A 14,676-nucleotide genomic window follows, 5' to 3' on the forward strand; every position below is an offset into this window, starting at 1 on the left:
AGCGCAGCGGAGATGGCGTTATCGCCTTCTACATCATTGAGGTAAACGTGAGTTTTAACGTACTGATTTGTGATGATTCTGCGATGGCCAGGAAAATGGCCAAACGCGCGCTACCGAGCGGATTTTCTGCGTCCATGACAGAGGCCGCAAACGGCTTGGACGCGCTTGACGTTATCAGTAGCCAGCCAATCGATTTACTGCTGCTGGATCTGACCATGCCGGTGCTGGACGGTATTGGCGTACTGGAAGAGTTGCGTCGTCGCCAGCAAAAGGTGTTTGTTATCGTAGTATCAGGCGATGTTCAGCCGGTAATGCGTCAGCGAGTGGTTGAACTGGGGGCCCTGGCGTTTCTGCCTAAGCCGGTGAGTGCCAGCACGCTTTGTGACGTGCTGGAGCAATACGGTTTTTCCCGCTACAGTGCGGTGGTTAATTAACCCGTATAGGTTGGCATCATATAGACCTCCCGGATATTGGTCCGGTGAGGCGCAGCAATCGCATGGGATACCGCATCTGCCACATCCTCGGGCTGAATTTTGGTGTCTTTGGGCTCATCGAAAAAGGGGGTGTTAACAACACCCGGGCAGATCGTAGTACAACGTCCTTTCCATGCTTCCATCTCTTCAGCCAGATTCTGACCAAAGCCATAAGCAAACCATTTGCTGGCGCCGTAGATTGAGCCTTTAATCGGGCGACGGCCCGCGGCCGAACTGGTCAGCAGAAAGTGTCCTTCTGTTTTACGCAGATGAGGCAGCGTTGCTTTTGCGGTATACAGCAGCGCTTTGACATTAATATCGATAAGCGCGTCCCACTCCTCTACGTTACCGTCTTCGGTGCCGGGTGTTGACACACCGGTGCCAGCATTGGCAAACGCCGCATCCAGCCTGCCATAGTGAGCGACCGTTTTTTCGACCACGTGGCACTGGGCCTGATAGTCGGTGGCATCAGCAGGGAAGGCGACAGCGTTGTCGGCACCCAATTCGGAAACCAGTTCACTTAGTTTATCCTCGCGACGGGCAGTGAGCGCCACTTTGTGACCGTCGGCAACCAGCTTTTTGGCCGAAGCGGCACCAATGCCACTGGAGGCGCCGGTAATAAGGATCACTTTTTCAGTCATAATAAACTCCATTGAAGAATTAATGCATAGGTTGCAATCTTTCTGGTGAATTATACCCATAAGGGCAGGGATCCGATCTACGTGAGCGATGAGCGTATCGCAAGTTGCAGTGAGGCGGCAGGGCCTGTTATCTCAGAATGAGAAACGGTAATTTATAATATTTCACTGAGTGAAACAGAGTGTGCGAGAATATGCAGTTGACAGTTAGACGTCTATACGGCAAATTTAAGCCATGAAACAGAAAATGATGATTCGCACCACCGGCATGATGATTACCACCTCACAGAGGGCGGTCGCTGGTTAGTGCTTAACGCAAATTCCAGAGAAACCCGCCCTCACCAGGAGCGGGTTTTTTTTTACCGATTGCCAGGCGGTGAACCGGGCATAAAAAGGAGCAGCATATGAAGGTCTTAAAGTTTGGAGGCTCGTCACTCGCCGACGCCGAGCGCTATCTTAGGGTTGCCGACATTAGTCTGGACACTCACAAGACTGAAGGTGCGGCGGTGGTACTGTCAGCGCCAAAGGGGGTTACCAACGCGCTGTCGCTGCTGTGTGAGCAGGCGGCAGGCGGCGAGGATTATTCGCCGCTGTTTGAGAAACTGGATATGACCGTGCAGGGCATTGCCAATGCGCTGCATGAGTCCGTGTCGGGTTTTCCTCATGATGAGGTCGTGGCGTTTATTCGTGCACAATTAAGCCGGCTGAAAGAGCAGCTTGATGGTATAAAATTACTGGGCGTTGCTCCTGATCCAGTGAGTGCCGGGATCTTAAGTATCGGTGAATACATTTCCGTTACCCTGTTTGCCGCCGTGCTGCGTGGCAAAGGTATTAAAAACCGGGTGATTGACCCGGTCAACTATCTGCTGGCCGAGGGCAACTACTTAGACAGCATCGCGGATGTGGCGCTGAGTAAAGCGCGTTTTTCCGATGTACCTGCCGATGGTAGTGAACTTCTGGTGATGCCGGGCTTTGTAGCTGCAAACGAAAAAGGTGAAAAAGTCACGCTGGGACGCAATGGTTCAGACTACTCAGCCGCGGTGCTGGCTGCCTGTGTTGATGCAACCTGCTGTGAAATATGGACCGACGTTGACGGGGTATATAACGCTGATCCCAACCAGGTAGAAGGTGCAGTGTTACTGGATAAACTGACCTACCAGGAGGCCATGGAGCTGTCCTACTTCGGCGCGAAAGTGTTGCATCCCAAAACTATCGGGCCAATCGCCCAGCATCACATTCCCTGCCTTATCAGAAATACCCTGAATCCGTCGGCACCGGGCACCCTTATCAGTAATCAGGCCAGTGATATCTGGACGTCGGTGAAAGGCATTTCGCAGCTTGAAGACATCACCATGTTCAACGTTGCCGGACCGGGCCTTAAGGGCATGGTGGGTATGGCCAGTCGTGTTTTTGAGGTGATGTCGAATGCCAATATTTCTATCAGCCTCATTACCCAGTCATCGTCTGAGTATTCCATCAGCTTTTGTATTCAAAGCCAGGATGCGCGCCAGGCGCTTAATCTGCTGGAAGATGCCTTCGCGCTGGAACTGCAAAATCAGCTGCTGGATCCCATTGAAGTGAGACACGAGCTTGCCATTGTTACGCTGGTAGGGGACGGCATGCGCCATGCGAAGGGGCTGGCTGCCCGTTTCTTTGGTTCACTGGCACAGGCCAGAGTGAATAACGTGGCCATCGCCCAGGGGTCGTCAGAGCGTTCAATTTCTACGGTTATCGAAGCCAAGCGCGCCAGGAAAGCGGTACGGGTTATTCATCAGAATTTTTTCTCAGATCGCCATACCATTGATGTATTTCTGGTGGGGTGTGGCAATGTCGGTACCGAACTGTTAAGCCAGATTGCCCGTCAGCAGCCGGCGTTGCTTAAGCGTAACGTGCAGTTGCGGGTATACGGAATAGCCAACAGCCGGCAGTGCTTACTGGACAGCCAGAGTATTGATGTCAGCGGCGACTGGCGCAGTGCGTTAAGTGAGGCCAGTGAGCCTTTTTCCGTCGACCGTCTGCAGGCATTTGTGAATGATAACAGCCTGGTTAATCCGGTGATCGTAGACTGTACCAGTCACGAAGTGATTGCCGAGCAATATGTGGCCATGATGGAGCAGGGCTTTCATGTGGTTACGCCAAACAAAAAAGCCAATACCGGCTCGCTGGGTTACTACCGGCAGTTGCAGCGTACCGCGCTGATGACCAACCGCCAGTACCTTTATGAAACAACAGTTGGGGCGGGTCTGCCGGTTATCGATAACCTGCAGAAGCTATTCAGTGCCGGCGATGTGCTGCATCGCTTTGAGGGCATTTTATCCGGCAGCCTGTCGTATGTATTTGGCAAGCTGGACGAAGGGATGAGTTTATCACAAGCCACAGCGACCGCGCGCGAGAATGGCTATACTGAGCCCGATCCGCGCGATGATTTAAGTGGTATGGATGTTGCCCGAAAACTGCTGATTATGGCGCGTGAAGCCGACCTTGAACTGGAGTTGTCAGACATAGAAATCGAGTCTGTATTACCCGATGGTTTTGCGTCAGACTGCGATGTCGAGACGTTTATGGCGCAGCTTCCTGAGCTCGACCAGGACTTTGCTGAACGTGTGGAAAAAGCGAAAGCTGATGGCAAGGTGCTGCGCTACATTGGCAGCATTGAAGGCGACAAATGCAAAGTATCAATTGATGCTGTACCGGCGTCAAATCCGCTCAGTGCGGTTAAAGATGGTGAAAACGCGCTGGCGATCAGCAGCGATTATTACCAGCCAATCCCGTATGTGATCCGGGGTTATGGCGCAGGGGGCACTGTGACAGCTGCAGGGGTGTTTGCAGACATCCTGCGTACCATGCCATGGAAACAAAACGCACAGTAAAGGAGTGCCCATGAAAGCAGTTCGTGCATATGCACCTGCATCAATCGGAAATTTCAGTGTTGGCTACGATGTACTGGGCGCCGCACTGGCGCCGGTAGATGGCACGCCGCTGGGTGATGAAGTCACCGTTGAGCCGGCGCAGGAATTCTCACTGCGTGTTGACGGGCCGTTCGCCCACAAATTACCAGGCGACAGTCAGAGTAATATTGTTACGCGCTGTTATCACTATTTTTGTCAGGCATTGGAGGAGCACGGACACCGCGCCGCGCCCTGTGCCATGACATTGCATAAAAACCTGCCGATTGGCAGTGGTCTTGGCTCCAGTGCCAGTTCAATTGTGGCCGCGTTTCAGGCGCTCAACGTCAGTGCCGGTTCGCCGTTTGACGATGACCGGTTACTGGCTATGATGGGGGAACTGGAAGGCCAGATAAGCGGCAGTATTCACTACGATAATGTGGCGCCCTGTTTTCTGGGCAGCATGACACTAATGACCGGTGACAGCCGGATAGCAGTAAAACTGCCAGTGCCAGACAGCTGGTATGTCACGGTGTGTTACTCTGGTATAAGCGTGTCTACGGCGCAGGCCAGAGACATACTGCCTAAGCACATTCCAATGCAGGACACACTGACCTTTGGCAGACAACTGGCGGTGTTTGTTCATGCATTGTATCAGGGGGAAAGTAAGCAGGCCGCGGCGGTGGTCAACGATGTTATTGCTGAACCATGGCGCAAACAACTGTTACCCGCCTTTGATGAATGCCGTGAGAAGAGCCTAAGCCAGGGCGCGCTGGCGTTCGGTATTTCGGGGTCGGGCCCAACTGTTTTTGCACTGTGTGAGCGTGAAACAGACGCCAGCAACATTGCCGCCACACTCACACAAACGTATATTCAGAACAATGACGGGTTTGCGCATGTTTGCCGGGTACCGGCGCAAGGCGCACTCACTACAGAATTATAACGACAAGGGTAGCTTCGTGGAATTGGTTAATCTTAAAGTTGCACAGGACACAGCAAGTTTCGCAGAGGCCGTACAACGTGGCCTGGGCAAAAATCAGGGGTTATATTTTCCCACTGACATTCCTAAACTGGACAACCTCGACGCGCTGCTCAGTCAGCCGTTTGTCGAGCGCAGTATCACCGTATTACGCACGCTGATTGGTAATGAGCTGGAAGCAGAAACGCTTGAGAACATAGTACGCACGGCCTTTGCTTTTCCGGCGCCTCTGACGCCAGTCACCGACAATATTTACAGCCTTGAACTGTTTCATGGCCCGACGCTGGCCTTCAAGGACTTTGGTGGGCGCTTTATGGCCCAGACACTGTCAGCCATCAGTGAAGGCAAACCGATCACGATCCTCACCGCGACATCCGGTGATACAGGCGCAGCGGTGGCGCATGCCTTTCATGGTATCGACAATATCAACGTTGTGATCCTGTTTCCAAAAGGCAAAATCAGCCCCTTGCAGGAAAAGCTGTTTACCACGCTGGGAGGCAATATTCATGCAGTGGCCATCGACGGTGACTTTGATGCCTGCCAGACACTGGTGAAGACGGCCTTTGACGATGCCGACGTGCGAGAGGGATTACATCTAAACTCAGCCAATTCAATCAATATCAGTCGTCTGCTGGCGCAGGTCTGCTACTACTTTGAAGCGGTCAGTCAGGTGCCTGCGTCGAAGCGTGATAATCTGGTGGTATCGGTGCCCAGTGGCAACTTTGGTAACCTTACTGCCGGTATGATCGCTAAAGCGATGGGGTTGCCTGTAAAGCGTTTTATCGCCGCTACCAACATCAACGATACGGTACCACGCTACCTGCAAAGCAATGACTGGGCGCCAAAACCGACACAGGCCACCATGTCTAATGCCATGGATGTCAGTCAGCCAAATAACTGGCCGCGTATCGAAGCCCTGATGCAAAAAGGCTACATTGATAAAGCGTGTCTGACCGGCACCGCCGTGGATGAAGAGTACACACACCTGGCCCTGCGTCAGCTGGCGCAGCTTGGTTATACCAGTGAGCCGCATGCGGCGGTTGCCTACCGGGCGCTTAGTCATGATTTGAAAGACGACGAAACAGGCATCTTCTTAGGTACCGCACATCCGGCTAAATTCCGCGAAACAGTTGAAAATGCTCTGGGACAGCCGATCAGTCTGCCGCCTGAACTCAAAGCGGTGGCCAGTAAGGAGAGCCTGGCCGAGTCACTGTCTGACGATTATGCTGCGCTTAAAGCCTTTATGCTGGAAAAGTTAGGTAAGTAAGAATAAGGAGCATCTGTGATTCATAGCTGGCAGGACGCGCTGGGTGAGGAAAAGCAAAAGCCGTACTTTGCTGAATTGATGCGCCGTGTTGATGAAGCACGTGAATCAGGCAAAGTTATTTATCCGCCGCGCTCTGATGTATTTAACGCGCTGAAGTTTACACCGCTGGAAGATGTGAAAGTGGTTATTCTGGGGCAGGACCCGTATCACGGGCCTGACCAGGCGCACGGATTGTGCTTCTCGGTATTGCCAGGTGTGAAGCCGCCGCCCTCACTGAATAACATCTACAAAGAGCTTGCTGCAGATATAGAGGGATTCAGCCGTCCGGAGCACGGTGATTTAACGACGTGGGCAGAGCAGGGTGTTTTATTGCTTAACACAGTGCTGACGGTGGAGCAGGGCAAAGCTCACAGCCACGCAAAGTGGGGCTGGGAGACCTTTACCGACGCAGTCATTGAAGCGGTTAATCAACACACGCAAAACGTGGTTTTTCTGCTGTGGGGCAGCCACGCGCAGAAAAAAGGCCGGGTCGTCGATACGCACCGTCACCAGGTGTTGAAGGCGCCTCATCCGTCACCGTTGTCTGCGCATCGCGGCTTTCTGGGCTGCCGTCATTTTAGTCAGGCCAATGCCTTCCTGTCCGAGCACGGCAGAACACCGATACGCTGGCAAAATTGACAGACAGACCTGTACAGTTCAGTAACGCGCATGCCCCCTGTTTTAGAGGCTTATGCTGAAAAGTAAAAAGGCCGCCTGATTAAATCAGGCGGCCTTTTGTTTATCTTTCCAGTGTTTCCAGTTCATATTCGAACCCGCAGTCCAGTTCGGCGAGCTCTTTTTCAAGTCTGAATCGGTCTTGCAGGGCTTCTATTTCTCTCCACTTGCGCTTTTTACTTTTCGTTTTTGCTGGGCTTGCTTCGATGTCTAACATGGCAAACAGATCTGACTTATCCACGAGGATCTCCTTTTTATTACCATTTACAACAGTACAGGTGTACAAATGTTCCCCTGTCTATTTTTTATCATAGCCACAAAGAAAATAAAATAAGAAAATTTACCTTTTATTAACAGTTTGTGACATTCCTATGACAATTATTGGTGGGCGCGCCAAAGCGTGAACAGGCTCAGCTTTGGTGTGGTCAGCCCAAGGTTTTATCCGTTTTTGCGCATTGATAGTGGCGCAACGTCATGTCCTGCAGATAAAAAAACGGCCGGTTTCCCGGCCGTTATCCTGATGCCTGTGCACCAGCATGGTTAGCTGGTACCGTGCAAGGGGTTATTCTGGTGCATTGCGTGCACGAAAACGGTCAATCAATTGCTGGGTGGAGGCATCGAATGCGTCTGCACTCTGTTCGCCGTTTATCCCATCAAGAACCTGATTTCCAAGCACTTTTCCTAACTCAACGCCCCACTGGTCAAATGAGTTAAGGTCCCAGATAACGCCCTGGACAAAAACCTTATGCTCATACATTGCAACCAGTGAGCCAAGTGTGTACGGATCCAGCTTTTCAAATAACAATGTATTGCTGGGTTTATTACCTGGCATGGTTTTGTGTTGCGCTATACGTTCCCGCTCAGATGCTTCCATGTCGCTGTCAGACAGGTCTGCGTAGCACTCGTCGAAGGTTTTTCCCTGCATAAGGGCCTGGCTCTGCCCGAAGCAATTCGACGCCAGCATGGCATGGTGCGTATCATCCTGATTCGGCACGGTCAGTGGCAGCAGAAAGTCAGCAGGGATCAGGGTGTTGCCCTGATGGATAAGCTGGTGAAAGCTGTGCTGGCCATTGGTTCCTTCACTGCCCCAGATTACCGGTCCTGTGGCATAGTCGACCACTTCGCCAGGCTGTGTGACACCCTTACCATTACTTTCCATATCGAGCTGCTGAACATAGGCCGGCAGTCCGCGAAGGTAGTGGTAGTATGGCAACAGCACATGCGACTGCGCATCGAAAAAATTCCGGTACCAGACCCCAAGCAGGCCTAACAGTACCGGCAGATTGTCCTTCAGCGGGGCTTCCTGAAAGTGAGTGTCCATGTCGTGTGCGCCTTTAAGCAGCGCTTCGAAATGCTCATACCCCAGTGCCATTGAAATGGGCAACCCAATGGCTGACCACAATGAATAGCGCCCGCCTACCCAGTCCCACATTGGGAAGATATTGTCTTCATCAATACCAAACTCAGTAGCCGCTTTTACATTAGAGGACACCGCGATAAAGTGTTTGGCAATATCCTCCTGCTTGCCGCCGCCATCGAGAAACCATTGCTTCGCTGTTTGCGTATTTTGCAGGGTTTCCTGAGTGGAAAAGGATTTGGACGACATCATCACCAGGGTTTCTTCATGATCCAGTCCGGCCAGTACGTCTTTAATATGACAGCCGTCGACATTTGCCACAAAGTGCACGTCTACTGCATGCTGATGATAAGGCTTAAGCGCCTCGGTCATGATTTTTGGCCCCAAAAATGAGCCGCCAATGCCAATACTGACCACCTGCTTCAGTGGTTTACCTGTGTAGCCCTTGTACTCGCCGTTGTGCAGGGCCTCGGTGAAAGTGCGGATTTTGTCCAGTGTGTTACGTACGGCGGGCATGACATCTTCACCGTTAACATGTAACTCATCTGCAGAGAAGTTACGCAACGCGGTATGCAGCACCGCACGGCCCTCGGTCGTGTTGATGTGACTGCCGTTAAACATAGCATCACGCCGGGCTTCAAAGTCCTGTGCTCTGGCCAGGTCAATCAGTGCGTCGAGAGCTTCGTCGTTAATCCGGTTTTTAGAATAATCAAGAAACAGGCCGCATGCTTCGGCCTGCATTTTCTCTGGGCGGGACGGATCATCATTAAACCAGTCACGCATGTGCGCAGGCTTGATAGCCTGCGCCAGTTCAGACAGCTTTGTCCATTCGGGAAGCGAAGTGAGTCTGCTCATAGTAATAGTGTCCTTATTGATCCGGTTACTACCGTTATTGCCCCAGTTTTTCTTTGAGCATGGTTTCCAGTTTGACCTGGTCGGCGGCAAAGTTGCGAATGCCTTCAGCCAGCTTTTCTGTGGCCATGGGGTCTTCATTCATTTCCCAGCGGAAGCTCATCTCATCAAGGCGCTCACCAGGCGTACTGTTTGCTCCCTGATCAGTTAATTTCACCTCAAGCCCGCCGTCCTGGTTTGCCAGCTCTTCTAACAGTTGCGGGCTAATTGTCAGCCGGTCGCAACCTGCCAGTGCCTGGATCTCACCAATATTACGGAAACTGGCGCCCATCACGACCGTCTCATAGCCGTGTTCCTTGTAGTAGTTGTAGATTTTAGTCACAGACTGGACTCCTGGATCCTCATCCGGAGCATACTCGTCTTTTCCTGTATGGTTTTTGTACCAGTCGAGAATACGGCCGACAAACGGGGAAATCAGAAACACACCTGCCTCGGCACAGGCGCGAGCCTGAGCAAAACTGAATAGCAGAGTCAGGTTACAGTTAATGCCTTCCTGTTCCAGTACTTCTGCGGCCTGAATACCTTCCCAGGTAGATGCGATTTTGATTAAGATCTTTGATTTATCTACGCCTTCATCTTTATAAAGCTGAATCAGGCGACGCGCCTTCTCGATGGTTGCCTGTGTGTTAAACGATAAGCGTGCATCCACCTCGGTCGACACCCGGCCAGGCACAATGGCAGCAATTTCTTTACCGATGGATACGGCCAGGGCATCAGCCGCATCGGTAAGCTGAGCGTCGGCATCATTTGACTGGATTTTAGCCCAGGCCACTGCGTCATCAATCAACTGGCTGTACTGTGGCAGGCTTGCAGCCTTTAGCAATAAAGACGGGTTTGTAGTGGCATCCACCGGCTGGTACTTCTTGATAGCCTCAATGTCACCGGTATCGGCAACAACGGTGGTAATGTCGCGCAGCGACGCTAGCTGGTTGCTCATAGTTCGTAAACCTTATTCTGTTAATAAACGGCACAACCGGTTATGTGGAAGAGCGGGCATGCCATAGAAATGCGTTGTGTCAGTGTGGTTCTTCCTCCAATGCCAGAGGCACACTGCACCGCTTTAAAATTGTAGTTTTTCTGTAGGGGTCAGTTTTTTATTTGCTTTGCACGTTATATCAAACCCGCTGTCGGATTTGTAGCACAAATCGAGTGTATGCGGGTTCATTGCGGTTAATCGGTTTCACTGCTCAGACTGATTGATTATTTGTCTTAGCATACGGGCTGCCGCAGGCGCGTGAAGTGTTATACTCGCCAGGTTAATTTGTTGAGGAGATATTCATGCTGGTTGTTGTTTCACCTGCGAAAAACCTGGATTATTCAACCCCCGTTCCTACCGATGCCGCAACTACCCCAATGCTGCTTGATGACGCAGAGCAACTTGTGGCCCGGTGTAAAACATTGTCACCGGCTGAGCTGTCTTCTCTGATGGGCATAAGCGACAAACTGGCAACGCTGAATGCAAATCGCTTTGCGGAATTTTCTACGCCGTTTACGAAAGGCAATGCCCGTCAGGCGGTCTATGCGTTCAATGGTGATGTGTATACTGGCCTTGATGCCTACAGCCTGAACGATAAAGACATGCAGTTCGCCCAGGCGCACCTGCGCATTTTGTCGGGATTATACGGCGCGCTGCGCCCGCTTGATTTAATGCAGCCATACCGGCTGGAAATGGGCACGAAACTGGATACAGAAAAGGGCAAGGACCTGTACAGTTTCTGGGGTGAAAAAATCACGGATGCGCTCAATGACGCGATGCAGGCGCAGGGTGACAACGTGCTGATAAACCTGGCGTCCAACGAATACTTTAAGTCCGTCAAGAAGCGCTCGCTGGACGGCATGGTGATAACGCCGGTATTTAAGGATTACAAAAACGGTAAATATAAGGTCATCAGCTTTTTCGCTAAGAAGGCCCGGGGCCTAATGGCACGGTATATCATTGCAAACCAGGTATCTGACGTCGATGGCCTGAAGCACTTTGACATTGACGGGTATCAGTTTGATGAAGACCAGAGCAGTGCCTCTGAGCTGGTATTCCTGCGTAATCAGGAAAGCTAACGCAGAAACCAGGCGATACCGAGCGCGTTGGTGCCGATGCTGGCGACTTAAAACCATCTGCGGGTATGGCTAAAAGAAGCAATCACCGGCTGTTTTTTCAAAAGTGACCTACAATGGGAATGAAGATGAAAAAACAGCGGGACGCCCGGCTGGCATTTCACTGCTTGTCGGGCGTCATTAATGGAGGTTGCAATGGAACTGGGTACGTTTTCGGTAAGTCTGGCAGTAAAAGATATAAGCAAATCCAAAGCCTTTTACGAAGTGCTGGGGTTTTCCGCCTTCCCTGACTGTGGTTCGGTGAAAGACAAATGGCTGATCATGGAAAAAGACGGCACAGTAATAGGCCTGTTCGAAGGGATGTTTGAGGACAATATTCTGACCTTTAACCCCAAAGACGTGCGCAGCATAGAGGCGCACCTGAAAAAGAACGACATTGAAATAGAAACGCCGGTTAAAGGCGACAGTGGTCCGGGTCACTGCGTGCTTAAAGACCCGGACGGCAATCTGATCATGTTTGATCAGTTTTAAACGTTACAGCGTGGCGGCTATTTCGGCGCCCTGCCGGATTGCGCGCTTTGCGTCGAGTTCAGCCGCCACATCGGCGCCGCCGATAACGTGAACGGAAAAGCCTGCCACTTTAAGGGATTCTGCAAGCGCATTGTTGGGCAACTGGCCAGCGCATACTACGACATTATCCACATCCAGCACTTTCGGCTTATCGTTCACCCGGATATGCAGTCCGTCATCGTCGACTTTTACATACGTCACGCCCGGCACCATGCTGACCTGATACTTTCGCAGGGTAAGCCGGTGGATCCAGCCGCTGGTTTTACCCAGCCCTTTCCCCGGCTTGCTGGTTTTACGTTGTAACAGGTAAATATCCCTGGCCGGCTCTGCGTCTTCTGGCGTTGTGAGGGCGCCGGGTGACTGGTAGCTTTTATCAATGCCCCAGTGTGCCAGCCACTTATCCGGCTGCAGGGTGAGGTGTTCGTCTTCTACCAGGAATTCGGCCACATCAAACCCGATACCGCCGGCACCAATAATGGCGACTTTTTTGCCGACCGGCTTGTGGTCGCGCAGCACATCCAGATAACTCATGACTTTTGGATGAGCAATGCCGTCTATCTCAAGTTCCCGTGGCAATACGCCGGTGGCCACGATAACCTCGTCAATATTATACGCTTTCAGTGTGTCACTGTCGGCACGGGTGTTTACGTGCAGGTTAACGCCAGTGACCTCTATCTGCCGGGCATAGTAGCGCAGTGTTTCGTTAAACTCTTCTTTGCCCGGGATCTGTTTGGCATAGTTAAACTGACCGCCAATGTTGGCGTCCTGCTCGAACAGGTGCACGGTATGCCCGCGCTGCGCCGCATAGGTGGCCGCCGCCAGCCCCGCAGGACCGGCGCCGATCACCGCGATGACTTTCCCGTTAGTGGTGCTTGGAAAGTGCAGTTCGGTTTCATAGCAGGCCTGTGGGTTTACCAGACAGCTGGCGCGCTTCTGTTCGAAGGCATGATCCAAACACGCCTGATTACAGGCAATGCAGGTATTGATGAGATCGGCCTTATTGCGCATGGCCTTGGCAACAAAGTCCGGGTCGGCCAGAAACGGCCGGGCCATCGACACCATGTCGGCATGCCCCTCAGACAGCACGCTTTCGGCAACGTCTGGCATATTGATTCGGTTAGTGGTGATAAGCGGCACCTTGACTTCTTCACGCAACTTTTGCGTTACCCAGGTAAAGGCGGCGCGAGGCACCGGCGTGGTAATGGTAGGAACCCGCGCTTCATGCCAGCCAATACCGGTATTGATAAGTGTGGCACCCGCGGCCTCGATTTGCCTGGCCAGATACACCACATCCTCCCAGTGAGAACCGCCTTCGACTAAATCCAGCATCGACAGGCGAAAGATAATAATAAAATCGGTGCCCAGTTCTTCGCGGGTCTGGCGTACAATTTCAATGGCAAAGCGGGCGCGGTTTTCAACCGGACCGCCCCATTCATCATCACGATGGTTGGTACGCTCACAAAAGAACTGGTTAATCAGATAGCCCTCTGAGCCCATGATTTCAACACCGTCGTAGCCCGCTTTACGTGCATATTTGGCGCAGTTCACAAAGTCTTTAATGGTGCTTTTCACGCCACGTGAAGACAGCGCACGGGGCTTAAACGGGGAAATGGGCGACTTAATCGCCGACGCGGACACCGCCAGCGGATGATAGCCGTAACGTCCGGCGTGCAGAATTTGCATACATATTTTGCCGTCTTCTGCGTGCACCGCATCGGTCACCACGCGGTGCTTTTTGGCATGTCGGCTACTGCTCATGCGCCCGGCAAATGGCCCCAGCCAGCCCGAAATACTGGGGCTGATACCCCCTGTGACAATAAGCCCGGCGCCGCCGCGCGCACGGGCGGCATAAAAGGCGGCAAGTTTCTCAAAGCCGTTTTTCTCTTCTTCAAGCCCCACATGCATCGACCCCATCAGCACGCGGTTTTTCAGCGTGGTAAAGCCCAAATCGAGCGGGGCCAGCATATGCGGGTAGGTTGAATTCGATGACATTCTTTGCTCCATAAATCAGTCGGCAAGCGCTTCTATCCCCGCAGTACGGAGACGCAGACCCTGGCAGTCTTAGCAGAGTAGGAGGGTTTTCATGCTGAGGCAAGCAATCATGGTTATTGACGCGGGATTCTGTTTGGGAGGGGCAAGCTGTGGTGAATCTAAATCGGTCTAACGGTCAGCTATGAGCGATATACAGACCGTCAGCACCGCGAGGGCGGTTGTCTGCTTAAGACAAGGAACGGACGTTAGTTGATATAGATTCTATATCATCTTGATCCCAACAGAGGTCATTTGAAACCATCTTTTAAATGCAAAATTTTGTACCGCTAGCGGATTGCCGGCTTTTGAATCGTAAACTAAATCAACAAATGAAAGTCTAGTGCTGATCTGTATTGCGGCGCTTGGAATCACATTTAAATTCTCGAATTAAGTACCAATTCTTTGCAGGTTTGATTTTCTGGTCCAATCCAACAGACGGTGACGCTATCCACATTGCGGTTACTCAGCATAGAGGTAACCTGATCAAAATTGCCACTATTGATTTTAATGCCGTCAATGCTGGTTACAATACTGTTCTTGGAAATAGTCAACGATTCCGCGCCTGTACCAACAGCGACATCTTTGACTATTGCTCCTTCATTATGCGGCAGTAATCGTAAGCCAGATCTATCTGCTAAAATCGGTATGCGTGTTTTATGGTTAGATTGAACCCGCGGATTCAACCCCGAAGTGCACCACTCGCTAAATTAAGCTGCTCTTCGTAATGCATTGAACACGACCGATGGCTGCTTAAACCCTAGGCATTTCCTGGGTCTTGCATTCAGCGCACGCTCAACA

General features: G+C 51.8%; 12 protein-coding genes. 7 read left to right on the forward strand and 5 right to left on the reverse strand.

What is annotated here, in order from left to right; all coding sequences use genetic code 11:
* The first annotated feature begins 47 nt into the window (after positions 1 to 47).
* Positions 48 to 434 (forward strand): response regulator, encoded by a 387-nt coding sequence (locus IE054_RS17090; protein WP_189408438.1) that lies wholly within the window; start codon positions 48 to 50, stop codon positions 432 to 434.
* Here IE054_RS17090 and IE054_RS17095 read toward each other — a convergent pair.
* Positions 431 to 1,117, reverse strand: coding sequence for an SDR family oxidoreductase (locus IE054_RS17095; RefSeq protein WP_189408439.1), 687 nt, complete (start codon positions 1,115 to 1,117; stop codon positions 431 to 433). The genes IE054_RS17090 and IE054_RS17095 overlap by 4 nt on opposite strands.
* Positions 1,118 to 1,515: 398 nt before the next feature.
* Between IE054_RS17095 and thrA the strand changes: the two genes are divergently transcribed.
* Genes thrA through ung form a run of 4 tightly spaced genes read left to right on the forward strand, consistent with a single transcriptional unit; the run spans position 1,516 to position 6,920 of the window.
* Entirely contained in the window at positions 1,516 to 3,981 is a 2,466-nt protein-coding gene (thrA, locus tag IE054_RS17100) for a bifunctional aspartate kinase/homoserine dehydrogenase I (protein WP_189408426.1), read from the forward strand.
* A gap of 10 nt (positions 3,982 to 3,991) precedes the next feature.
* Complete coding sequence (gene thrB / locus IE054_RS17105) at positions 3,992 to 4,939, forward strand: homoserine kinase (RefSeq protein ID WP_189408427.1); 948 nt, start codon at positions 3,992 to 3,994, stop codon at positions 4,937 to 4,939.
* A 16-nt stretch (positions 4,940 to 4,955) separates the two neighbouring features.
* The gene (gene thrC, locus IE054_RS17110; RefSeq protein ID WP_189408428.1) at positions 4,956 to 6,242 is read left to right on the forward strand and encodes a threonine synthase; all 1,287 of its coding nucleotides are present in this window, start codon (positions 4,956 to 4,958) and stop codon (positions 6,240 to 6,242) included.
* 15 nt (positions 6,243 to 6,257) lie between these two features.
* On the forward strand, positions 6,258 to 6,920 hold the full coding sequence (gene ung, locus IE054_RS17115) for a uracil-DNA glycosylase (protein ID WP_373293947.1): 663 nt from the start codon (positions 6,258 to 6,260) through the stop codon (positions 6,918 to 6,920).
* Between the two features lie 100 nt (positions 6,921 to 7,020).
* Here the strand turns inward: ung and IE054_RS17120 are convergent, their stop codons facing one another.
* The 3 genes from IE054_RS17120 to tal all read right to left on the reverse strand — a co-directional run bounded on the left by IE054_RS17120 (position 7,021) and on the right by tal (position 10,162).
* Positions 7,021 to 7,197 (reverse strand): DUF3545 family protein, encoded by a 177-nt coding sequence (locus tag IE054_RS17120; RefSeq protein ID WP_189408429.1) that lies wholly within the window; start codon positions 7,195 to 7,197, stop codon positions 7,021 to 7,023.
* 321 nt (positions 7,198 to 7,518) lie between these two features.
* A complete protein-coding gene (gene pgi, locus IE054_RS17125) occupies positions 7,519 to 9,168 on the reverse strand; it encodes a glucose-6-phosphate isomerase (RefSeq protein ID WP_189408430.1) in 1,650 nt (549 codons plus the stop codon).
* Between the two features lie 34 nt (positions 9,169 to 9,202).
* Entirely contained in the window at positions 9,203 to 10,162 is a 960-nt protein-coding gene (gene tal, locus IE054_RS17130) for a transaldolase (protein ID WP_189408431.1), read from the reverse strand.
* A gap of 341 nt (positions 10,163 to 10,503) precedes the next feature.
* Here tal and yaaA point away from each other — a divergent pair, with 341 nt between their 5' ends.
* Together yaaA and IE054_RS17140 are read left to right on the forward strand one after the other, a co-directional pair.
* Positions 10,504 to 11,280, forward strand: a complete 777-nt coding sequence (gene yaaA, locus IE054_RS17135) for a peroxide stress protein YaaA (RefSeq protein WP_189408432.1) — start codon at positions 10,504 to 10,506, stop codon at positions 11,278 to 11,280.
* Positions 11,281 to 11,472: 192 nt separating this feature from the next.
* Positions 11,473 to 11,808, forward strand: a complete 336-nt coding sequence (locus IE054_RS17140; RefSeq protein WP_189408441.1) for a VOC family protein — start codon at positions 11,473 to 11,475, stop codon at positions 11,806 to 11,808.
* Positions 11,809 to 11,811: 3 nt separating this feature from the next.
* Here IE054_RS17140 and IE054_RS17145 read toward each other — a convergent pair whose 3' ends face one another.
* Positions 11,812 to 13,839 carry an NADPH-dependent 2,4-dienoyl-CoA reductase gene (locus IE054_RS17145; RefSeq protein ID WP_189408433.1) on the reverse strand — a complete coding sequence of 676 codons (2,028 nt, stop codon included), beginning with the start codon at positions 13,837 to 13,839 and terminating at the stop codon, positions 11,812 to 11,814.
* Positions 13,840 to 14,676: the final 837 nt, after the last annotated feature.

Origin of the sequence: Alteromonas halophila (assembly GCF_014651815.1) — a bacterium.
Taxonomy (GTDB): domain Bacteria; phylum Pseudomonadota; class Gammaproteobacteria; order Enterobacterales; family Alteromonadaceae; genus Alteromonas; species Alteromonas halophila.

Coding starts and splice junctions, on each gene's coding strand:
- IE054_RS17140 (WP_189408441.1), top strand. CDS start 11,473: ATGGAACTGGGTACGTTTTCGGTAAGTCTGGCAGTAAAAGATATAAGC.
- thrB (WP_189408427.1), top strand. CDS start 3,992: ATGAAAGCAGTTCGTGCATATGCACCTGCATCAATCGGAAATTTCAGT.
- thrA (WP_189408426.1), top strand. CDS start 1,516: ATGAAGGTCTTAAAGTTTGGAGGCTCGTCACTCGCCGACGCCGAGCGC.
- pgi (WP_189408430.1), bottom strand. CDS start 9,168: ATGAGCAGACTCACTTCGCTTCCCGAATGGACAAAGCTGTCTGAACTG.
- IE054_RS17145 (WP_189408433.1), bottom strand. CDS start 13,839: ATGTCATCGAATTCAACCTACCCGCATATGCTGGCCCCGCTCGATTTG.
- yaaA (WP_189408432.1), top strand. CDS start 10,504: ATGCTGGTTGTTGTTTCACCTGCGAAAAACCTGGATTATTCAACCCCC.
- tal (WP_189408431.1), bottom strand. CDS start 10,162: ATGAGCAACCAGCTAGCGTCGCTGCGCGACATTACCACCGTTGTTGCC.